19 protein-coding genes are annotated in these 19,448 nt (G+C 72.3%); 14 read left to right on the top strand and 5 right to left on the bottom strand.

The window, feature by feature from the left end; genetic code table 11:
• Nucleotides 1-47 precede the first annotated feature (47 nt).
• Nucleotides 48-584 carry a cupin domain-containing protein gene (locus JMF97_RS10465; RefSeq protein ID WP_013733572.1) on the bottom strand — a complete coding sequence of 179 codons (537 nt, stop codon included), beginning with the start codon at nucleotides 582-584 and terminating at the stop codon, nucleotides 48-50.
• Between the two features lie 280 nt (nucleotides 585-864).
• Here JMF97_RS10465 and JMF97_RS10460 point away from each other — a divergent pair, with 280 nt between their 5' ends.
• The 12 genes from JMF97_RS10460 to JMF97_RS10405 all read left to right on the top strand — a co-directional run bounded on the left by JMF97_RS10460 (nucleotide 865) and on the right by JMF97_RS10405 (nucleotide 13,285).
• Nucleotides 865-2,475: an ABC transporter substrate-binding protein gene (locus tag JMF97_RS10460; RefSeq protein WP_203221362.1), complete on the top strand. Its 1,611-nt coding sequence runs from the start codon at nucleotides 865-867 to the stop codon at nucleotides 2,473-2,475.
• Nucleotides 2,476-2,487: 12 nt separating this feature from the next.
• A complete protein-coding gene (locus JMF97_RS10455; protein ID WP_203221361.1) occupies nucleotides 2,488-3,579 on the top strand; it encodes an ABC transporter permease in 1,092 nt (363 codons plus the stop codon).
• A complete protein-coding gene (locus JMF97_RS10450) occupies nucleotides 3,576-4,490 on the top strand; it encodes an ABC transporter permease (protein WP_203221360.1) in 915 nt (304 codons plus the stop codon). The genes JMF97_RS10455 and JMF97_RS10450 overlap by 4 nt, the downstream gene beginning before the upstream one ends.
• 2 nt (nucleotides 4,491-4,492) lie before the next feature.
• Nucleotides 4,493-5,473, top strand: a complete 981-nt coding sequence (locus tag JMF97_RS10445; protein WP_126712037.1) for an ABC transporter ATP-binding protein — start codon at nucleotides 4,493-4,495, stop codon at nucleotides 5,471-5,473.
• Complete coding sequence (locus JMF97_RS10440; RefSeq protein ID WP_203221359.1) at nucleotides 5,470-6,435, top strand: ABC transporter ATP-binding protein; 966 nt, start codon at nucleotides 5,470-5,472, stop codon at nucleotides 6,433-6,435. The genes JMF97_RS10445 and JMF97_RS10440 overlap by 4 nt, the downstream gene beginning before the upstream one ends.
• A gap of 10 nt (nucleotides 6,436-6,445) precedes the next feature.
• Nucleotides 6,446-7,684 (top strand): amidohydrolase family protein, encoded by a 1,239-nt coding sequence (locus JMF97_RS10435; RefSeq protein WP_203221358.1) that lies wholly within the window; start codon nucleotides 6,446-6,448, stop codon nucleotides 7,682-7,684.
• Complete coding sequence (locus tag JMF97_RS10430; protein WP_203221357.1) at nucleotides 7,681-9,336, top strand: DUF885 domain-containing protein; 1,656 nt, start codon at nucleotides 7,681-7,683, stop codon at nucleotides 9,334-9,336. The genes JMF97_RS10435 and JMF97_RS10430 overlap by 4 nt, the downstream gene beginning before the upstream one ends.
• Nucleotides 9,337-9,368: 32 nt before the next feature.
• Nucleotides 9,369-9,743: a nuclear transport factor 2 family protein gene (locus tag JMF97_RS10425; protein WP_013733580.1), complete on the top strand. Its 375-nt coding sequence runs from the start codon at nucleotides 9,369-9,371 to the stop codon at nucleotides 9,741-9,743.
• Complete coding sequence (locus tag JMF97_RS10420; protein WP_013733581.1) at nucleotides 9,740-10,084, top strand: TIGR04076 family protein; 345 nt, start codon at nucleotides 9,740-9,742, stop codon at nucleotides 10,082-10,084. Before JMF97_RS10425 ends, JMF97_RS10420 begins: the two co-directional genes overlap by 4 nt.
• Nucleotides 10,081-11,067: an LLM class flavin-dependent oxidoreductase gene (locus tag JMF97_RS10415; protein WP_203221356.1), complete on the top strand. Its 987-nt coding sequence runs from the start codon at nucleotides 10,081-10,083 to the stop codon at nucleotides 11,065-11,067. The genes JMF97_RS10420 and JMF97_RS10415 overlap by 4 nt, the downstream gene beginning before the upstream one ends.
• Nucleotides 11,068-11,250: 183 nt before the next feature.
• Nucleotides 11,251-12,621: a glycosyl hydrolase family 18 protein gene (locus tag JMF97_RS10410; protein WP_203221355.1), complete on the top strand. Its 1,371-nt coding sequence runs from the start codon at nucleotides 11,251-11,253 to the stop codon at nucleotides 12,619-12,621.
• A gap of 166 nt (nucleotides 12,622-12,787) precedes the next feature.
• Nucleotides 12,788-13,285, top strand: coding sequence for a DinB family protein (locus JMF97_RS10405; RefSeq protein WP_203221354.1), 498 nt, complete (start codon nucleotides 12,788-12,790; stop codon nucleotides 13,283-13,285).
• Between the two features lie 22 nt (nucleotides 13,286-13,307).
• Here the strand turns inward: JMF97_RS10405 and JMF97_RS10400 are convergent, their stop codons facing one another.
• A complete protein-coding gene (locus tag JMF97_RS10400; RefSeq protein WP_203221353.1) occupies nucleotides 13,308-14,810 on the bottom strand; it encodes a hypothetical protein in 1,503 nt (500 codons plus the stop codon).
• A 105-nt stretch (nucleotides 14,811-14,915) separates the two neighbouring features.
• Between JMF97_RS10400 and JMF97_RS10395 the strand changes: the two genes are divergently transcribed.
• Nucleotides 14,916-15,683 carry an SIR2 family NAD-dependent protein deacylase gene (locus tag JMF97_RS10395; protein WP_203221352.1) on the top strand — a complete coding sequence of 256 codons (768 nt, stop codon included), beginning with the start codon at nucleotides 14,916-14,918 and terminating at the stop codon, nucleotides 15,681-15,683.
• Here JMF97_RS10395 and prfH read toward each other — a convergent pair whose 3' ends face one another.
• Nucleotides 15,684-16,292 carry a peptide chain release factor H gene (prfH, locus tag JMF97_RS10390; RefSeq protein WP_203221351.1) on the bottom strand — a complete coding sequence of 203 codons (609 nt, stop codon included), beginning with the start codon at nucleotides 16,290-16,292 and terminating at the stop codon, nucleotides 15,684-15,686. It lies immediately after the preceding gene.
• Complete coding sequence (locus JMF97_RS10385) at nucleotides 16,289-17,440, bottom strand: RNA ligase RtcB family protein (RefSeq protein WP_203221484.1); 1,152 nt, start codon at nucleotides 17,438-17,440, stop codon at nucleotides 16,289-16,291. The genes prfH and JMF97_RS10385 overlap by 4 nt, the downstream gene beginning before the upstream one ends.
• 240 nt (nucleotides 17,441-17,680) lie before the next feature.
• Here JMF97_RS10385 and JMF97_RS10380 point away from each other — a divergent pair, with 240 nt between their 5' ends.
• Complete coding sequence (locus tag JMF97_RS10380) at nucleotides 17,681-18,520, top strand: DUF4253 domain-containing protein (RefSeq protein ID WP_203221350.1); 840 nt, start codon at nucleotides 17,681-17,683, stop codon at nucleotides 18,518-18,520.
• A gap of 9 nt (nucleotides 18,521-18,529) precedes the next feature.
• Here the strand turns inward: JMF97_RS10380 and JMF97_RS10375 are convergent, their stop codons facing one another.
• Entirely contained in the window at nucleotides 18,530-19,375 is an 846-nt protein-coding gene (locus tag JMF97_RS10375) for an endonuclease/exonuclease/phosphatase family protein (protein ID WP_203221349.1), read from the bottom strand.
• Nucleotides 19,376-19,448: the final 73 nt, after the last annotated feature.

Here is a 19,448-nt window from a genome sequence, read left to right as displayed (position 1 = left end):
GTGCACCGATGCTAGGCGGCGCGGTGGCCCGCGCGTACCCCTGGTGTTCAGGGGGTGGGTGGGGTGACCGCGATGATCAGGTGGGCCGGTTCGTCGCTGGCGTTGCGGTAGAGGTGGGCCAGCCGGGAGTCGAAGGTGACCGCCTCGCCGGCGGCCAGGACGTGCTTCTCGCCGCCGATCTCGGCGACGACCTCGCCGGTGATGACGATGGCGCATTCGGTCGACGGATGGGCCCACGGTTCGGCCGAACTGGCGTCGCCGGGCGCGAGGTGGGCCTGCAACACCTCCAGGTCGCCCCGTCCGGGGGTGAGTCGTTCGTAGGTGATCTGGCCGGGGGGAGCGGTCAGTCGGCTGCGGTTGCCGGCGCGGCTGAGGTGCACCGCGGGCGCCTCGGGCTCGGAGAACAGTTCGGCGATCGAGGTGTCGAAGACCTGGGCCAGTTTGCGCAGCGTGGACAGGCTCGGATCGGTCGCGCCGTTCTCGATCTGGCTGAGCAGCGCGGGGGACACGTCGGCGGCCGTGGCGAGTTGGCGCAGCGTCATGGAGTGCTGCTGCCGAAGATCGCGGAGTCGATCACCGAGCATCTAAACCTCGATCCGATAACAGTGTGGCTGAAATTGTTTGACCAAGCTACACGGCCCTGTTTAGGGTGGTCAAACAACTCGTGGCGTTGTTTGGTACTGGTAGACACGTCGCGTCCAGGCACGAACCGGACGAACGTAAGTCCGGCTACATCCAACCCTGAAATGCCGCCCCTGAAAACCCGAGACACCACGACCGGAGACACCGGCGTTCACGTCCCAGGTCGTCGACAACCTGCGGCCCACGCGGAAGCGGACCGCGCCATACGAAGGTAGGAACAGCATGTCGGTGTCCCCCCGCCGGCTTCGCGTCGGAGCATCCGCTCTGACGGCGCTGGCCATCATCTCCACCGCCGCCTGCACGGCCGGCGGTGGCGGCGGAAACGCGAGCGGTGGCAGCGGCGCCACCACGCTCACCGTCAACACCTCGTTCGTGCTCAAGACCCTCGACCCCGGCCGCGTCTACGAGGCGACCGGCCTGACCGCGGTGCACGCCCTCTACGACACCCTGCTCACCTTCGAGGGCTCGGACGTGAGCAAGCCGGTCCCCGCGCTGGCCGAGTCGTACGAGGTCTCCCCGGACGCCAAGACCTTCACCTTCAAGCTGCGGCAGGGTGTGAAGTTCTCCGACGGCAGCCCGCTCACCGCCGACGACGTGGTGTTCTCGCTCAACCGGCTGAAGAACATCAAGGCCAGCCCAGCGGTCACCGTCAGCGAGCTGAGCGTCAGCAAGACCGACGACAGCACCGTCGTGGTCACCTCGGCGACGGCCAACCCCAACGTCCCGGTGGTGCTCTCCATGCCCTCCACCGCCGTGATCAACGCCAAGGTCGCCCAGGAGAACGGCGCCAAGGACGGCCAGGACGCCGCCCAGGGCGACACCGCCCAGCAGTACCTCGACACCAACTCCATCGGCAGCGGCCCGTACGTGCTCAAGTCGTACGAGCCGGAGTCCCAGGTGGTGCTGGAGGCCAACCCCGACTACTGGGGTGACAAGCCGAAGTTCGACCGGGTCGTGCTGCGCAACATGGACGTGCAGACCCAGAAGCTGACCATGCAGCGCGCCGAGGCCAACGAGATCTCCCTGGACATCTCCGGCAAGCTGCTCGAAGGACTGCCGAGCACCCTGCAGACCTCCGGCGTGCAGGACACCGTCTACTTCCTGTTCCTCAACGCCGACCCGGCCGTCTCCGCGGTGACCGCCGACGCGAAGTTCAACCAGGCGCTGCGGGCCGCCATCGACTACCAGGGCATCGCCGCCCTCTACGGGCAGGGCGCCGCACCGGGCGCCGGTCTGGTCGCCCCCGCCTTCCCCGGCGCGCTGCCCGAGGGCGAGGCGTCGACCCGCGACGTGGCCAAGGCCAAGGCGCTGCTCGCCGAGGCGGGCCTGACCAACCCCAAGGTCAAGTTCAGCTACCCGGCCATCACCTACAAGGGCGTGGACCTCGGCACCGTGGCCACCAAGGTGCAGGGCGACGCCGCCGAGGCCGGCATCACCCTGGAGCTGAACCCGCAGCCGCTGACCACCTTCCTGGACGAGATGCGCGGCGGGAAGATGCCGATGGGCTTCACCCCGCAGAGCCTGAACTATCCGGTCGCCGACTCGCTGATCAACAACATGGCCCCCGGACAGCCGACCGCGCTGCGCTCCGGCTGGACCGTGGACCGGGCCGACGCCGCGGTCGTGGCCGCCGGCAAGAAGGTCACCGAGACCCTCGACCTGGCCGCCCGGGCCTCCGCGATGCAGGAGTGGCAGCGACTGATGAACCAGTCCTCGCCGTACATCGTGCTGGCCAGCAACTCCTCCACGGTGGTGGCGACCGCCGACCTGACCGGCGCGGACTACACCGCCGCCGGCTGGCAGGTCGACGTCGCCGCGGTCGGCCGGAAGTAGCCGGCAGCACAGATGACGACAGTTCACGACGGGAAGCCGGGCGCGGTCACCACGACCGCGTCCCGGCCCCGGCCGCGCCGCGCGCATCCGTTGCTGGTCTTCCTGGCCAAGCGGCTGACGATCACCGCCGGTCTGCTGCTGGGCGTCACCGTGGTGACGTTCGCGCTGGTCAACGTGGTCCCCGGCGACCCGGTCACGGCGAACCTGTCGGACCAGGCGCTCAACGACCCGGCCACGGTGGCCGCGTTCCGGGAGAAGTGGGGCCTGGACCAGCCGCTCTGGGCGCAGTACTTCCAGTACCTGGGCAACCTGCTCACCGGCGACCTGGGCATCTCCCAGCAGACCGGCCGCTCGGTCCTGGACGACCTGGTCCGGTACGTGCCGGCGACCATGGAACTGGCCATCCCCACCATGGTGCTGGCGTTGCTGATCGGTACCGGCATCGGCATGCTCGCCGCGGTCCGCAACGGCCGGTTCACCGACCAACTGGTCCGCGTCGGCGCCCTGCTGGGCCTGTCCACCCCGCCGTTCTGGCTGTCGCTCGTCGTGCTCTACGTCTTCTTCTACAAACTCGGCCTGGCCCCCAGCGGCGGCCGGCTCTCCACCGCGTTCAGCCCACCGCCCACCGTCACCGGCATGTACACCGTCGACGCGGCGCTGGCCGGGCAGTGGGACGTGGCCTGGGACGCCGCCCAGCACCTGGTCCTGCCGGTGCTGGTGCTGACCTCGCTGACCGTGGCGCTGCTGGTGCGCTTCGTCCGCTCCGCCATGCTCGAAGTGCTCCAGCAGGACTACATCCGCGCCGCGTACGCCAAGGGTCTGCCGGCCCGGGTGGTGCTGCGCCGGCACCTGCTGCGCGCCGGCCTGGTCCCGGTGGTCACCGTCTCCGGCCTGGCCTTCGCCTCCCTGCTGTCCGGCACGGTGCTGGTGGAGAGCATCTTCGGCTGGCCCGGCCTCGGCCAGTACGCCTACCGCAGCGCCACCGCGCTGGACCTGCCGTCGATCCTCGGCGTCAGCCTCTTCGTGGCGCTGGTCTACACCCTGGTCAACCTGACCGTCGACCTGCTCTACGGGCTCATCGACCCGAGGATCCGCCTGTCATGACCACGATCGCACCCGATCCGGTGGCCCCGGATCCGAAGGTGGACCGGGCGCTGAGCCGACGCCGCTGGCTCGGCCGGCTGCGCGGTGGCGGCACTCGGCCGGTCTGGCGGCAGCCGGTCACCCTGGCGGCCCTGGTCATCCTCGGCGGCTGGCTGCTGGTGGCCATCTTCGCCCCCCTGATCGTCCCCTACGACCCGCTCGCCCAGAGCCCCGACGCGTACGCGTCGCCGTCGGCAGCGCACTGGTTCGGCACCGACTCCCTCGGCCGGGACATCCTCAGCCGGGTCATCCACGGCGCCCGGCTGTCCATCCCGCTGGCGCTGGCCATCGTCTCGCTGGCCCTGCTGATCGGCGGCCTGCTCGGGCTGCTCGCCGGCTACCTCGGCCGGTTCGCCGACGAGGCGCTGATGCGCCTGACCGACCTGGTGTTCGCCTTCCCGCAGATCATCCTCGCGATGGCGGTCACCGCCGCGTTCGGCCCGAACACCCGCAACGCCGTCCTCGCCCTGGTCATCGTCTCCTGGCCGGTGTACGCCCGGGTCATCCGCAGCGCCGTGCTCAGCATGCGCGGCGACGACTACCTCAACGCCGCCCGGCTGCTCGGCGTCGGACCGGTCAAGGCGCTGCGCCGCGACGTGCTGCCCAACAGCATCGGCCCGGCGATCGTGCTGGCCACCCTGGAACTCGGCAACGCGGTGCTGCTGCTGGCCGCGCTCTCCTTCCTCGGCCTGGGCCCCCGCCCACCGGCCGCCGAATGGGGTTCGATGGTCGCCCTCGGCTCCCAGGACCTGTCGATGTGGTGGGTCAGCGTCTTCCCCGGCCTGGCCATCCTCACCGTCGTGATGGCGTTCAACGTGCTCGGCGACGCGCTGCGCGACCGGCTCGACCCCCGCTACGCGAAGGGACGTTAGAGATGGCACCGCTGCTCGACGTCGACTCCCTCGCCGTCACCCTGCCCGGGCCGCGCGGCCCGCTGCCGATCCTGCACGACGTGTCGTTGACCGTCGACGAGGGTGAACTGGTCGGCATCGCGGGGGAGAGCGGCTGCGGCAAGAGCCTCACCGCGCAGACCCTGCTCGGCCTGCTGCCGCCCGGCGCCACGGTCCGCGGGTCGGCCCGGTTCGCCGGCACCGACCTGCTCGGCCTGGACCAGCGCGGCTGGCAGCGGGTCCGGGGCGCCGGCATCGCCATGGTCTTCCAGGACCCCACCGCCGCCCTGCACCCGATGCTCACCATCGGCCGCCAACTCACCGAACACATGCGGGTGCATCTGCGCATGGACCGCCGGGCCGCGAACCGGCGGGCGGTGGAACTGCTCGACCAGGTACGCATCCCCGACCCGGAACGTGCCCTGCGCTCCTACCCGCACCAGTTCTCCGGCGGCATGCGCCAACGCGCGGCGATCGCCATCGCCCTGGCCGCCCGCCCCCGGCTGCTGATCGCCGACGAACCCACCACCGCCCTCGACGTCACCGTGCAGGCCGGCATCCTCGCCCTGCTGGACCGGTTGCGCGCCGAGACCGGTCTGGCCGTCGCGTTCATCACTCACGACCTCGGGGTGCTCAGCGCGTTGACCACCCGGGGCTACGTGTTCTACGCCGGGCGGGTGGTGGAGACCGGACCGACCGGGGAACTGCTCACCGCACCCACCCACCCGTACACCGCCGCGCTGCTCGGTGCCCGCCCGCACGGCACGCAGGCCGTCGGCACGCTGCGGCCGATCCCCGGCGGCCCACCGGCGCCCGGCCAGGCGCCGCCGGGCTGCCCGTTCCAACCCCGCTGCGGGTACGCCGAACCGGCCTGCGGCACCAGCCCGCCGCCGCTGACCCCGGCCGGCGCGCACCGGTCGGTGGCCTGCGTGGTCCGCCCGCACCTGGAGGTGGCAGCCCGATGAGCAGTCTGCTGCGGATCAGCGACGTGCAGGTCGAGTACCGCTCCCGGGGCAACGGTCGGGTCCGCGCGGTCGCCGGGGTCAGCCTGGACGTGGCACCCGGCCAGATCGTCGGCCTGGTCGGCGAGTCCGGCTGCGGCAAGTCCTCGCTGGCCCGGGTCGCCGTCGGACTGACCCCGCCGAGCGCCGGTGAGGTCAGCTTCGCCGGCCGCCCGATCACCCCGCTGGGCTGGCGACGTCGACCGGAGACCGAGATCGGTCTCCAGATGGTCTTCCAGAACCCGTACGCCTCGCTCAACCCCCGGCGCACCATCGGCGCCCAGCTGCTCGACGGCGTACCGGTCACGGTGACCGGCGCGGCCCGCAACGCCCGGGTGATCGAACTGCTCGACCGGGTCGGCATGCCCGCCGAGGCCGCCGACCGCTACCCGCACCAGTTCTCCGGTGGTCAACGGCAGCGGCTGGCCATCGCCCGCGCCCTCGCCCCGCAACCCCGCATGATCATCGCGGACGAGCCGGTCACCGCCCTGGACGCCTCCTCGCAGGCCCAGGTGGTCAACCTGCTCGTCGGGCTGGTCCGGGAACTCGACATGGGCATGCTGTTCATCTCCCACGACCTCGCCCTGGTCCACGAGATCGCCGACGTCACCGCCGTGATGTACCTGGGCCGGATCGTGGAGACCGCACCCACCCGCGAGCTGTGGCGCGACCCGCGCCACCCGTACACCCGGGCGCTCATCGACGCGGTACCGCAGATCGGGCCCACCCCACGGCTGCCCGCCACCCTCGCCGGGGAGGTGCCCGATCCGGCCAACGCCCCCACCGGCTGCCGGTTCCGGCCCCGCTGCGCCCACGCCTTCGCCCCCTGCGGCGACCAGCCACCCACCCTCGACCTCGGCGGACGCAGCGCCGCCTGCTGGCTCAACGACCCCGCCACGGCCCCCGCCGCCGTGGCCGCCCCCTGAGGACGCCGACATGCATCGCGCCACCGAACAGGTCCTGGTCAACCTCGCCCTCTACGACGGCCTCACCGACCACCTCCAAGCCGACCAGGGCATCTGGATCGGCGCCGACGGCATGATCCGTGCCGTCGGGCCGGTCGACGACGTGCTCGCCGAGGCCGGCGACGTCCCGGTGGTCGACCTGGGCGGCGACGTGGTGATGCCCGGCCTGACGAACATGCACGTGCACCTCTCCCTCGGCCTGCCCGGCCACCTCGCCGACGAGGTGCACCGGTCCAACCTGGCCGAACTGGTGCTGCTGATGGCCGACTCCGCCCGGCGCACCCTGCACGCCGGGGTCACCACCGCCCGGCTGGTCGGCGAGGGCCGCTACGCCGACTTCGCGCTGCGCAAGGGCATCGAGGCCGGCGCGGTGGACGGACCCCGGATCTTCACCGCTGGGCACGCGCTGTGCTGCACCGGGGGCCACGGCTGGGAGGCCGACGCCCTGGAAGCCGACGGCGCCGACGGGTTCCGGCAACTCACCCGCGCCCAGATCCGGGCCGGCGCCGACCTGATCAAGGTGTGCATCTCCGGCGGCATCGCCGGCCAGTACGAGGCGATCGACACCCCGCAGTTGCTCGACGACGAGATGGCCGCCGTCATCCGGGTCGCCCACGACTGGGGACGCAAGGTCACCGCGCACGCCGGCCCGGCCGACACCGTACGCCGGGCGGTGGAGCTGGGCCTGGACTGCGTCGAGCACGGCTACGAGCTGACCGACGAGGTCACCCGGCTGATGGCCGAACGGGGCGTCTGGTACGTCCCGACCATCGTGGTCAGCCGCTGTGAACAGTTCTTCCGCGACTCGGGAGTGCCCGGCTGGCTGATGGAGCGCGCCCTCGGCGCCGGCCCCCGACACTGGGAGAGCCTGCAGCACGCCATCCGCAACGGCGTGCCGATCGCGTTGGGCAGCGACATGCCGCCGCACGCCGACTACGACGAGACCAGCGCCACCGTGCGGGAGCTGGAGTTCATGGTGGACGCCGGGATGCCCGTCGCCGATGCGCTGAAGGCCGCCACCATCCGCCCGGCCGAGTGGCTCGAAGCCGACGACAAGCTGGGCAGCATCACCGCCGGCAAGCACGCCGACCTGCTGGTGCTGCGCGACGATCCGACCCGGTCGGTCTCCGCCCTGCGGACCCTGCACGTGGTGATGAAGGGCGGCGTCGTCTACCGCGACGACCACGGCCGCACCCGGACCCGACGATGACCGTGATCACGGCGGTCGCCGACGACTACCTCGCCGCGCTCGCCGACCTCGACCCGCAGGCCGCCGAGGCGGCCGGGCGTACCCCCGACTCGCAGCTGACGGACCTGTCCCCGGAGGCGTTCGACGCCCGCGCGGCACTGGCCCGGCAGACCGCGTCCGCGGCCACCTCGGCCACCGCCGACGGCCCGGCGCAGCGTGCCCTCGCCGGCGCCCTGGCCGAGCGGCTGGCCAGCGAGGTCGCGCTGTACGACGCCGGGTTCACCACCCGGCTGCTCGCCCCGCTGGCCACCCCGGCCCACCTGGCCCGCCAGGTCTTCGACAACCTGCCCCGGCAGACCGCCGACGACTGGGCCGCCGTCGCCGAGCACCTGCACCGGCTGCCGACCACCCTGGACCAGTACGCCGCGACGCTGCGCCGATCCGCGCAGCGCGGCCACCTGGTCGCCCGACGGCAGGTGCTCGTCGTCGCCGCGCAGTGCCAGAGCTGGACCGCCGGCGACTTCTACGGCCGGCTCGTCGCCAGCTGCCCCGGCGGCCCGCTCACCGACCGGCTGACCGAAGGTGCCCGGCTCGCCAGCGCCGCCACCGAGGCGTTCGCCACGTTCCTGCGCACCGAACTCGCCCCCGCCGCCACCGAGGTGGACGGTGTCGGGCGCGACCTGTACGAGGTCACCTCCCGCGCCTTCCTCGGCGCCGACGTCGACCTCGACGAGCTGTACGCGTACGGCTGGGCGGAGCTGGCCGGTACCGACGTCGAACTGCACGCCGCGGCGGCCGACTGCGGCCACCCGGACCCGGCGAGCGCCCGGGCCGCGCTGGACGCCGACCCCGCCGGGCGGGTGTCGGTCGGTCCCGCCCTGGAACAGTGGCTGCGCAAGCGCACCGCCCTGCTCACCGGCCAGCTCGACGGCGTCCACTTCGACATCCCGGCGGCCACTCGCCACGTCGAGTGCCGGATCAGCCCCGCCGCCTCCGGCGTCATGTACTACACCCCGCCGGACGCGAACCTGACCCGCCCGGGCGGGATCTGGTGGTCGGTGCCGCCGGGGGAGTCGAGCGTGCCGGTGTGGCGGCACGTCGGGACGCTCTGCCACGAAGGGCTGCCCGGCCACCACCTGCAACACGCCGTCACCCTCACCACCGCCGAGCTGCACCCCTGGCAGCGCCACCTGTGCCAGGTGCACGGGTACGCCGAAGGCTGGGCCCACTACGCCGAACGCCTCGCCGACGAGATCGGCCTCTACGCCGGCCCCGGCGAACGCCTCGGCATGCTCGACGGGCAGATGTGGCGGGCCGCCCGCGTCGTCATCGACCTCGGCCTGCACCTCGACCTGCCGATCCCGGCCGGCACCGGCTTCACCGACGCCGACCGCTGGACCCCGGCGGTGGCCGTGGACCTGCTCACCCGGGTCGCCGGGCTGGACGCCGCGACCGCCCGCTTCGAGGTCGACCGCTACCTCGGTTGGCCGGCGCAGGCCCTGGCGTTCAAGGTCGGGGCCCGGCTGTGGCAGCAGACCCGCCGCGACGCCGAACGCCGTGCCGGCGCCGCCTTCGACCGCAAACGGTTCCACCACACCGCGTTGGCGCTCGGGCCGATGGGCCTGGACCCGCTACGCGCCCGCCTCGCCGAGGCCTTGCCCCCCGCGACCTGAGCACCCGCGACCTGAGCACCCGGAAGTGACGGATGAGCATCGACGAACTCAGCACCACCATCAGCGACATGTACCGGTCGCTGGGCGACCGCCCGGCGTTCGACGCCCACCTGCACCCCGACCTGACCATCTGGGAGTCCGATGCGGACGACCTGCTGACCGGCCTGGCCGCGCTCGACGCGCTGCGCGACACCCGGGCCGCCGCCGCGACCGGCCCGGCGCCGGTGAGCGTGGCCCCGGAGCAGGTACGCGCCGAGAGCTGGGGCGACACCGGCCTGGTCCGCTACGTGCTGCGGGCCCGCTTCGCCGACGACCGCCCGGACACCTGCTTCCGGGTCACCGACGTCCTGCGCCGCGACGACACCGGCTGGCGCATCGTGCACCACCACGCGGAGGCAGTCCGATGAGCACCGACGAACCCACCACCACCGACGAACCCACCACCGAGGTGTACGACCTGCGGGTCGTGGTCGAGCGGATCGAGGGCCGCTCGGTGTGCGGCATGAAGGTGGGCGACCAGATCGACCTGACCGAGTCCTGCCGGCTGAGCATCCCCGCCGGCCAGCACTTCTGCATGTACGCGCTGGCCGCCTGCCTGCCGTTGCTGCCGGCCAAGCAGCGGGCCCTGGCCGAGGGGGACTGGATGGCCCGGGACAGCCACGTGGCCTGTCCGGACCCCGAGGAGCGGGTCATCATGCGCATCGAACGCACTGCCCTGCGGCAGATCCCCACCGAGGAGCTGACGTGACCGACGACCGCCTGGTCGGCATCGGCCTGCAATCGGACAAGTCCGCCGACGAGTACGCGGAGCTGGCCGAGTTGACCGAACGGTACGGCTTCGACGTGCTGTCGGTCTTCGGTGACCTGATGTACCAGCCGCCGATCTTCCCGTTGCTGGTGGCCGCCCGGCACACCCGCCGGATCCGGCTCGGCGCGGCCTGCCTCAACCCGTTCACCCTGCATCCGGTGGAGGTCGCCGGGCAGGTCGCCGCCCTCGACCTGGCCTCGCACGGCCGGGCGTACCTGGGCCTGGCCCGGGGCACCTGGTTGCAGGAGATCGGTGTGGCGCAGGCCCGGCCGCTGCGGCGCATCGCCGAGACGGTGCAGATCGTCCGTCGGCTGCTCGGCGGCGACGACAGCGGTTTCGAGGGCCGGGAGTTCACCGTGGCGCCGGGCACCAGCCTGCGCTACGCGCCGGCCCGGCCGGACGTGCCGGTGCTGGTCGGCACCTGGGGGCAGCAGACCGCCCGGTCCGCCGCCGGGTACGCCGCCGAGGTCAAGGTCGGTGGCTCGGCGAACCCGGCGATGGCCAAGACGATGCGTGCCTGGCTCGACGAGGCGGGGGGTGACCGCACGGGCGTGGTGCTGGGCGCGGTGACGGTCGTGGACCTGGACGGGGAGTTGGCCCGGCGGGTGGCCCGTACCGAGGTGGCGATGTACCTCGCGGTGGTCGCCGCCCTCGATCCCACCGTCGAGGTCGATCCGGAGCTGCTGGCCCGGATCAAGGAGCACGTGGCCCGCCGGGAGGACGACGCGGCCGGTGCCCTGATCGGCGACGACCTGCTCGACCTGTTCGCCTTCTCCGGCACCCCCGAGCAGGTCGCCGCGCAGGCCGCCGCGGTGTTCGACGCGGGAGCGAGTCGGGTCGAGTTCGGCACTCCGCACGGGCTCACTCCGCGTAGCGGGATCGACCTGCTCGGTCAGCGGGTGCTGCCGCTGCTGCGCGGCTGACCAGCGCTACCCCGAACGGAGCACCTCGTATCGAGAAGCATCGTTGACCAAAACCGTTAACACTCTTTAAGATTTGGCTGCCTCGAGGTAACCGACCCTGCACATCCGTACGCCCCGACCGGCGCTGTCATCGGCGCCGGCCGGGACGACACGGTGTCGCCCTCTGCCCCGGGAAGGCCCTCGATGTCCTCACCACGTCTGCGGCCCCGTTCGGCCCTGACCACCGGCCTGCTCGCCCTGGTCACCGCCGCCGCGACCCTCGCCGTCACCCCGACCGCCGCGCAGGCCGTGGTCCTGCCGAACAACTTCAAGAGCGTCGGCTACCTGCCGTCGTGGACCGGCAACGTCAACGCGGTCCAGTACGGCAAGCTCACCCACATCAACTACGCGTTCGTGCTGCCCAACAGCAACGGCACCCTGCGACCGGTGGAGAACCCCAGCAAACTGTCCTCGCTGGTGTCACTGGGCCGGGCCAACAACGTCAAGGTCTCCATCGCCATCGGCGGCTGGAACGACGGCGACGACTCGGCCTTCGAGGCCCTGGCCGCCAACGCCGGCACCCGCACCACGTTCGTCAACAGCGTGGTCAGCTTCGTCAACCAGTACGGCCTCGACGGCGTCGACATGGACTGGGAGTACCCGGACCCGGGCGCCTCGGCCACCAACTACAGCCTGCTCATGTCTCAGCTCAGCAACGCCCTGCGCCCGCAGGGCAAGCTGCTCACCGCCGCCGTGGTCGCCGAGGGCTACTACCGCGACGGGGTGCCGACGTCGGTCTTCAATCACGTCGACTTCCTCAACATCATGGCGTACGACGGCGGCAGCCCGCACGCCAACTACGACTGGTCGATCAACGCGGTGAACGGGTGGAAGGCCCGTGGCCTGCCGGCCAGCAAAGCGGTGCTCGGCGTGCCGTTCTACAGCCGACCCGGCTACTACACGTACACCCAGCTGGTCGGCATGGACCCGGCGAACGCCAACCGGGACTGCACCAGCGTCGGCGGCGTTCAGCAGTGCTACAACGGCATCCCCACCGTCAAACGCAAGACCCAGTGGGCGCTGGCCAACGCCGGCGGCATGATGAACTGGGAACTCACCCAGGACAGCAGCGGCGCGACCTCGCTGGTCAGCGCGATCTACGACACCGTCATGGGTGGTACGCCGTCCGGCCGTACCGGCCAGATCACCGGCATCGCCGGCAAGTGTGTGGACGTCGCCGCCGCGAGCACCGCCAACGGCACCGCCATCCAGCTCTACACCTGCAACGGCACCAACGCGCAGCGGTGGACCGTGGGTGGCGACGGCACCCTGCGCGCCCTCGGCAAGTGCCTGGACATCACCAGCGCCGGCACCGCCAACGGCACCCCGATCCAGCTGTGGGACTGCAACGGCACCGGCGCGCAGGTCTGGCAGGCCCAGTCCAACGGCACGCTGCGCAACCCGGCGTCGAACCGGTGCCTCGACGCCACCGGCAACAGCTCCGCCGACGGCACCCGGTTGCAGATCTGGGACTGCTTCGGCGGGGCCAACCAGGTCTGGCGCCTACCGGCCTGACCGTGCCCGACCCCGTTACGCCGCAACGGCGGTGTCCCGCCGACCCGGACCCCACCGTTGCGGCGTAACGCCCGCCGACCGCCCCCGGCCGCGGCCCGGTCCGTCGCCGTCGCCCGCTGCGGCGCGGTCCGTTGCCGTCGGCGAGCGGGCTTGGGATGCTGACCGCATGTCCTCTCTGCCGACGACATCCGTCGATGACGTGCGCGACCAGCCGATCCGGCCGCAGTTCGAGGTCTTCCTCGACCAGCACCGCGCCGCGCTGAACAGCTGCCTGGACGGGCTCACCGAGGAGCAGGCCCGCCGCTCGCTGGTGCCGTCCCGGACCACCCTGCTGGGCCTGGTGAAGCACGCGACCTTCGTCGAACAGGTCTGGTTCGACGAGGCGATCACCCGCCGCTCGCGCGACGAGATCGGTATTCCCGCGACACCGGACGAGTCCTTCGTGCTCACCGACGCCGACACCATCGCCGACGTGCAACGCCGGCATCGGCAGGTCTGTGAGCAGTCCCGCCGGGCCACCGCGTCGCTGGACCTGGACGACCTGGTGTACGGCAACCGGCGCGGCCCGCTGCCGCTGCGCTGGGTGTACCTGCACGTGCTGCGGGAGTTGGCCCAGCACTGCGGGCACGCCGACATCCTGCGCGAGCAGATCCTGGCCGAGTGAACCGGTCGGCCACCGGAAGACGTCAGCGGCGCAGGGCGTGGAAGCCGCGCCAGGGTGCGCCACCACCCCACAGCTGGTAGCTGCCGATCAACGCCAGCAGGTAGGCGGCGGTGGCCGGACCGGCCAGCAGCCAACCGCCTCCGACCAGGACGGTCAACGCCAGCAGAATCGCCAGGTGTCTGCCCGTCGCCTCGGCGACGCCGAACAAGTGCAGCTCGACCGGGCGCAGCGCATAGTTGCGGGGCGGCCGGACACGGGCGGTGCTCGCCGGCCAGAGTCGCCCCACCCCGGCCACGTCGACCAGGTACATCCGCCGCAACCCCGGGCAGCGGCGCAGCTCGACGCTCAGCGGCAGCTGCCCACCGTCGGCCGGGTCACCGACCAGCCGGCGCACCAGCCGGCGATCCCAGACGATCCGCTGGTACCAGATCCGGTCCTCGGTGCGTAGCTCCAGCCAGAACGATGTCGGCTCGATGCCCCAGTGCAGTTGCGCCACCATGACCCAGGCCTCGGCCGGTCGACCACGACACACCGCGCCGAGCAGCCAGCGCCCGAGCCGCCACGTCCACGCCCAGGCCAACACGTACCCGGGCAGCAGGATCAGCTGCACGAGCACCGTCCGCCCCCGTGGTTCGATCTCGAAGAACTCGGGATACGCCGGCATCACCTCGTACGGCTGAGCCGGGTCGTACCGCACCGGCACCTGGCCGCCCTCCCGGTAGCTGTCCGGGTCCACCGGCTTCCACCGCACCCGCCATTCGGCGCCGGTGGCGTCGGGGTAGGCGACCTCGATCCGGTTCTCCGCGCCGAGTCGGGCCCCGGTGACCGTGCCCAGAGCCTGCCCGGTCAACGACGTCACCTGCCGGCGCTCCCACTCCATCAGGTGCCACAGCGTGCCGGCGATGGTCAGCACCAGCAGCAGCCAGCCGATCAGCACCTTCCCGACGGCGAGGTTCGCTCGCTTCGGTGCGTCGACGATCGACACCGGTGACGGCGTTGCGGCCGCCGGGGTCGACGGCGCGAGGACGTGTTCCCACTCGGTGAGGAACGCGCGGGCCCGTGCGGAGATCGCCCCGAGTTCGGGATCGACCGGCGGCGTCGCCACCTGGCGCTCGATTCGCAGGGCGGAACGCAGGTGGTAGATGCCGGTTCCGAGGAGCAGGACCGCGACCCCGGTTGCCCACATCCACATCTGGCCGTCGGTGTGCAGAGTGCCCGCCGAAGAGCTGCTGACCCGGCCCGTCACCGTCGCGCCGTCTTCGAAGGGCTCGCCGTAGCGGGGCTTGAGCTTCACGGCGTCGATGCGGACAGCGCCGTCGGCGGAGACGAACGGCCCGGAACAGGTCCACTGGGGTCCGTCGTCGGTGTCGGCGTACACGCAGTCCTCGACGGCAACCGCGCCGGCCACCCCGCCGTACGTCGCCCGGAACGAGTCGACCGCGAGGACGGCCATCCAGATCGCGCACCCGAAGATGACCGTGACGTACGAGAGCAGCAACCAGTGGTGCAGCTCGAACGCACGCATCCGGCGCAACGGCCCTCCCGATCGTCGTGTCGTCGCCTGGCGACAGGGTGATCCGACACTGTAGGCGAGCCCGGCGAGCGACCCGAGCGCCGATAGTCTCGACGGATGACCGAATCGGGACCGACGCAGGCCGCGAAGCTGCTCGGCCAGGCCCGGCGGGTGGTGGTCTTCACCGGCGCGGGCATGTCCGCCGAGAGTGGTGTGCCGACCTTCCGCGACGCGCTCACCGGCCTGTGGCAGCGCTACGACGCCCAGCAGCTGGCCACCCCGGAGGCGTTCGACGCCGACCCGGCCCTCGTCTGGGGCTGGTACGAGTGGCGGCGCGCCGTCGTCGCGCGGGCCCGACCGCATCCGGGGCACCTGGCCGTCGCGGCGATCGAGGCCCGCGCCCCGCACACCGTGCTGGTCACTCAGAACGTGGACGACCTGCACGAGCGGGCCGGCTCCACCGCCCCGCTGCACCTGCACGGCAGCCTGTTCGCGCCCCGCTGCTCCGCCTGCGCCCACCCGGCCTCGATCCCCGACCCGGACGAACCGGCTGAGGGACGCCGACTGCCGCCGCCGCGCTGCGACCGCTGCTCGGCGCCGGTCCGGCCGGGCGTGGTGTGGTTCGGGGAGGCGTTGCCGCAGCCGGCCCTGGAAGCCGTCGCGGAGGCCGCCGCCTCCTGCGACGTACTGCTGACCGTCGGCACCTCCGGCCTGGTCTATCCGGCCGCGGAGATCCCGCACGTCGCGGCCCGCTGCGGCGCCACGGTGATCCAGGTCAATCCGGAACCGACGCCGCTGGACCAGGTGTCCGACATCAACCTGCGCGGCCCGGCGGCCCGGGTGCTGCCCGCCCTGGTCGACGCCGCCTGGGGCGGCGCCGGGTGACTACGGGCGTTCGACCCGGACCGGGTCGCCGCGTACCAGTCGGTCGTGCAGCTGCCACCGGGCGGTGGTGGCGTCGCGTGCCGCCGTGTCGTCGCGGTCCGCGAGTCGCTGCCGCAGCAACCGCAGCGCGATGCGGCGGTTGAGGCTGAACTGCCGTTCGGTGTCGACCACGACCACCAGCCCCGTCGGGCGGTGTGTCGCCCGTACCGCGGTGCTGACCTTGTTGCGGTGCTGACCGCCCGGCCCGCCGGTGCGGCAGGCGACCACGTCCACGTCCGACTCCTCGAAGCCGGTGGCGTCCGTGTCCGCCGGGCAGGGCTGGGCGGTGACGTACCAGTTCTTCCGGCCGACCCCGGCCCGGTACGGGCTGGGTGCCTGCCAGCACAGCGTGCCGGTCCAGGCGGCGGCGAAGGCCTCGACACCAGCGCCGCCGATCTCCAGCAGGACCGAGCGGTAGGTGCCGGGCCGGTCACCGGCGACCGTGTCGACCCGGTGCACCCGCAGTCGTTGCCGTGCGGCCTCGGCTTCGAGGCGTCGCAGCAGGTGGGCCAGCGCCCAGGCGCATTCCTGCGGGCCGCGTCCGGCCGACAGCAGCAGGCGTACCGTCATCGCCGGCCCCGCCGACGTCGCTCGTCGCGCCGTGACCCGACCGCGAGGTCGGCCGTCTTGTACGTGACGAGCGGAACCGTGGTCGCGATCGGGGTGGCCAGCCGGTGCGCGACCAGGTCGTCGATCACCTGCTCGATGCGTTTGTACGCCCCCGGCGCCTCCTCGAAGAGCAACTGCCGGTCGCCACACACCACGAGCGAACCCACCGGCGTACGCCGAAGCTCCTCGACGGTGTGCTTGGCCCGCCCCCGGCGCAGCGCGTCGGCCCGGGACATCTTCCGCCCGGCGCCGTGCGCCACCGAGTAGTTGGCCTCCGCACCGGCATGCGCGGCCACCAGATAGGACGGGGTGCCCCGGGTGCCGGCGATCAGCACGTCCCGGCCGTCACCCGGTGCCGCGCCCTTGCGGTGCAGGTAGCTGCCGTCACGTACCTCCACCAGGTTGTGGCACTGGTCCACGACGGGCTCGGTCGGTGCGGCGCCCAGCGCGTACGCGACCCGGGCGGCCAACAGCCGACGGTTCAGCGCACCCCACCGCACGGCTTCGTCGTGCCGGGCCAGGTACGCCTGCGGATCCGGGGCCGGTCCGGCGCCGTGTCGTTCGGTGTGCTCGCGCAGGATCCGCTCACCCAACCCGCGGGAACCGGTGTGCACGACGAGCACCAGGTCACCGGCGGCCAGCCCGAGACGACCCGCGTGGATCGCGTCGAGCACCGCGCCGATCCGCGCCAGCTCGACGAAGTGGTTGCCCCGGCCCACCGTGCCGAGACCCTCGACGTGGCCGGCGGGTATCTCGCCGCTCACCACCGTCCACGCCGGATCGTCGGCGTCGTGTTCGGGATGCAACGGCCGGTCCAGGTCGGGGAACCGCGCGGCCAACTTCTCCGGTACGGGTCGCTTGAGCCGGATCGGGAACACCCCGATGCCGCAGCCGATGTCGGACCCGACGAGGAACGGGTACAGCACGCGGGACGTCATCGCGGCCCCGATCGGGGCGCCCTTGCCCGGATGCAGGTCGGGCATGGCGGCGACGTGGATCATGCCGTCGAGGGCGGCGACCTGACGGCACTGGGTGTGGGCGTCGGACTCGATCCAACTGGTGGGCGAGGCGAAGACGCTGATCGTGGCGGGACCGGACGCGGGCAGCATCGACTGCCGCAGGTGCAGCTCAGACAAGGAGTTCTCTCCCGAGGAGAAGAGCACAGGCACGGACGGTGGGTGAGAGCACGAGGGGGCGCGCGGAGGTGTCTCGGCGCGGCGGGGTGCGATCCGTCAGTACGTCATGCGCCCACCCTGGCGCAGCCCACCGGCCGGGGCAACCGGTTTTCGTCGAGGTGGCGCCGCGCGGAGCACGGAAAAAGTCGGCCCCGGCCGCTACTCTCACGCCTCGTGACGTCGCAGTTGAACGATATGCCCGCCGACCTGCTGGAACTGTTCCCGGACGGTGCTCCGCGAACGCTGACCGTGCCACTGCCGCCCGGCCAGACGGTACGCGGCAGCGAGGGCGCCGACGAACGACCCGTGTTGTGGATGAGCGACGAGCCGGCACCGGCCGGACTGTGGACGCGCCTGCACGCGGCACATGAGAGCTCCGGGCTGTGGCCGCTGCTGCTGGACGGCCTCGGCGGTGACATGTCCCGCCCCTGGCGAGGCGGTGAGCTCTGGCCGGCGACCTCCACGCCCGACCAGCACGACGCCGAGCGGGTGCTCGCCGGCCGGTGGGCCGACCAGACCGGCGACGGCGACGACACGCCGCCCCCGGCCGAGGAGGATTCGTTCGTCGCTCCGTACGGTCGGGCCTGGCCTGGTCTGGCCCCGGCGCTGCCGCCCCGGGTCGCGGTGCGCGAGCACGCCGACCACTGGGCCGAGCAGCTGTCGCAGGCGCTGACCGAGGCGCATCTCGGCCTGGTGCCCGCGCCGCGCAGCAGCGACGTGCTGGCCGCCGTCGGTTGGCACGGCGCGATCAACCACATCGGCGTCGCCGAGTTGTGCGCGGTGCTGCGCAGCTGGGAGGACCGTTTCGGGGTACGGGTGATCGGCGCCGGCTTCGCCGAGCTGTACCTCAGCGTCGCCGCACCGCCGAGCACCCTCGACGAGGCGCTGCCCATCGCCGCCGAACACCTCGCCCTCTGCCCGGACAACATCCTGCAGGGGCAGCGTCCCTACACTGTCGCCGCCTACGCCGAGCGTCTCGTCGACGCGCCGACCTGGGCGTTCTGGTGGGACTGAGCGCTGCGCTCAGAGCTGCGGGTCCTGCTGCCGGCGGATGGCCAGGGTGACCAGGAACGCGGCGTGGTCGGTGGCCCGGTCCATCCCGATGGACCGGACGGACTCGACGCTGCTGTCGGCGGTAACCATGACCTGCTGCACCCCGCCGTCGTGCCGGTGCCGGTAGTCCGCCGGCACGCAGGACCGCACATCGGGTGACCCGCCGTGGCGCAGGTTCAGGTCGCCACTGACCACGGTCGGCTGCTGGCCGGAGCGGGCCTGCACCTGCGGGACGGCCACCCCGAGCAGGTGCGCGCACTGGGCCAGGGCCAGTTCGGCGCTGGTGTACGCCAGGTGCGTGGTGCACGCGTGGTAGGCGCCGGTGGCGTTGAGGCAGAGCCAGGCCCGCTGCTCCGGGTCGGCCGGGTCCTGCGCCGGGTAGAACCCGTGGTGCACGGTGTGGCCCCGGTACGGCGCGGCGATGTGCGCGAGCACCCCGACGCCGTACCGCTGGCCGTTGACGCAGCGGTACGGCTCGCCGGTTCGACCGTTGCGCGCCGGTTGGAAGGCCGCCACCACTCGGCCGGCGTGCACCTGCGTCATCACCCGCTCCAATATGTCGACGTCGTCGGAGCAGACCTCGTTGAGAGTGACGATGTCGGGCGCCTCGGCGCGGATCACCTCGGCGGCCCGGCCGACCGCCCGCCCGGTGTAGCAGCCCGTCGCCATGCCGCTGTTGCACAGGTTCATCTGGAGCACCCGAAGCTCGACGCGCTCAGCCGGGCGCGCCACCGCGCAACCGGTCAGCACTGCGGCGACGAGCAGCAGACCGACGATCGACGGTGGCCGGGCAACCCGGTACGGACGACCAGCCATACACCTGACCTGTGCGCGCGGACGGGTGGCCAGCGTATCCAGCCCCAGGCGAAACCTTGACTGTCCGTGATCG

Origin of the sequence: Micromonospora fiedleri, from assembly GCF_016774385.1 — a bacterium.
In the GTDB taxonomy this organism is placed as follows: Bacteria; Actinomycetota; Actinomycetes; order Mycobacteriales; family Micromonosporaceae; genus Micromonospora; species Micromonospora gifhornensis.
The sequence above is the reverse complement of the archived record's forward strand: the minus strand, read 5'-3'. Positions and strand labels throughout refer to the sequence as shown.

Bases quoted from the DNA above. Each gene is read 5' to 3' on its own strand.
- JMF97_RS10450 (WP_203221360.1), top strand. From the start codon at position 3,576: ATGACCACGATCGCACCCGATCCGGTGGCCCCGGATCCGAAGGTGGAC.
- JMF97_RS10430 (WP_203221357.1), top strand. From the start codon at position 7,681: ATGACCGTGATCACGGCGGTCGCCGACGACTACCTCGCCGCGCTCGCC.
- JMF97_RS10465 (WP_013733572.1), bottom strand. From the start codon at position 584: ATGCTCGGTGATCGACTCCGCGATCTTCGGCAGCAGCACTCCATGACG.
- JMF97_RS10385 (WP_203221484.1), bottom strand. From the start codon at position 17,440: ATGCTGCCCGCGTCCGGTCCCGCCACGATCAGCGTCTTCGCCTCGCCC.
- JMF97_RS10440 (WP_203221359.1), top strand. From the start codon at position 5,470: ATGAGCAGTCTGCTGCGGATCAGCGACGTGCAGGTCGAGTACCGCTCC.
- JMF97_RS10460 (WP_203221362.1), top strand. From the start codon at position 865: ATGTCGGTGTCCCCCCGCCGGCTTCGCGTCGGAGCATCCGCTCTGACG.
- JMF97_RS10445 (WP_126712037.1), top strand. From the start codon at position 4,493: ATGGCACCGCTGCTCGACGTCGACTCCCTCGCCGTCACCCTGCCCGGG.
- JMF97_RS10455 (WP_203221361.1), top strand. From the start codon at position 2,488: ATGACGACAGTTCACGACGGGAAGCCGGGCGCGGTCACCACGACCGCG.
- JMF97_RS10410 (WP_203221355.1), top strand. From the start codon at position 11,251: ATGTCCTCACCACGTCTGCGGCCCCGTTCGGCCCTGACCACCGGCCTG.
- JMF97_RS10375 (WP_203221349.1), bottom strand. From the start codon at position 19,375: ATGGCTGGTCGTCCGTACCGGGTTGCCCGGCCACCGTCGATCGTCGGT.
- JMF97_RS10405 (WP_203221354.1), top strand. From the start codon at position 12,788: ATGTCCTCTCTGCCGACGACATCCGTCGATGACGTGCGCGACCAGCCG.
- JMF97_RS10395 (WP_203221352.1), top strand. From the start codon at position 14,916: ATGACCGAATCGGGACCGACGCAGGCCGCGAAGCTGCTCGGCCAGGCC.
- JMF97_RS10400 (WP_203221353.1), bottom strand. From the start codon at position 14,810: ATGCGTGCGTTCGAGCTGCACCACTGGTTGCTGCTCTCGTACGTCACG.
- JMF97_RS10425 (WP_013733580.1), top strand. From the start codon at position 9,369: ATGAGCATCGACGAACTCAGCACCACCATCAGCGACATGTACCGGTCG.
- JMF97_RS10420 (WP_013733581.1), top strand. From the start codon at position 9,740: ATGAGCACCGACGAACCCACCACCACCGACGAACCCACCACCGAGGTG.
- prfH (WP_203221351.1), bottom strand. From the start codon at position 16,292: ATGACGGTACGCCTGCTGCTGTCGGCCGGACGCGGCCCGCAGGAATGC.
- JMF97_RS10435 (WP_203221358.1), top strand. From the start codon at position 6,446: ATGCATCGCGCCACCGAACAGGTCCTGGTCAACCTCGCCCTCTACGAC.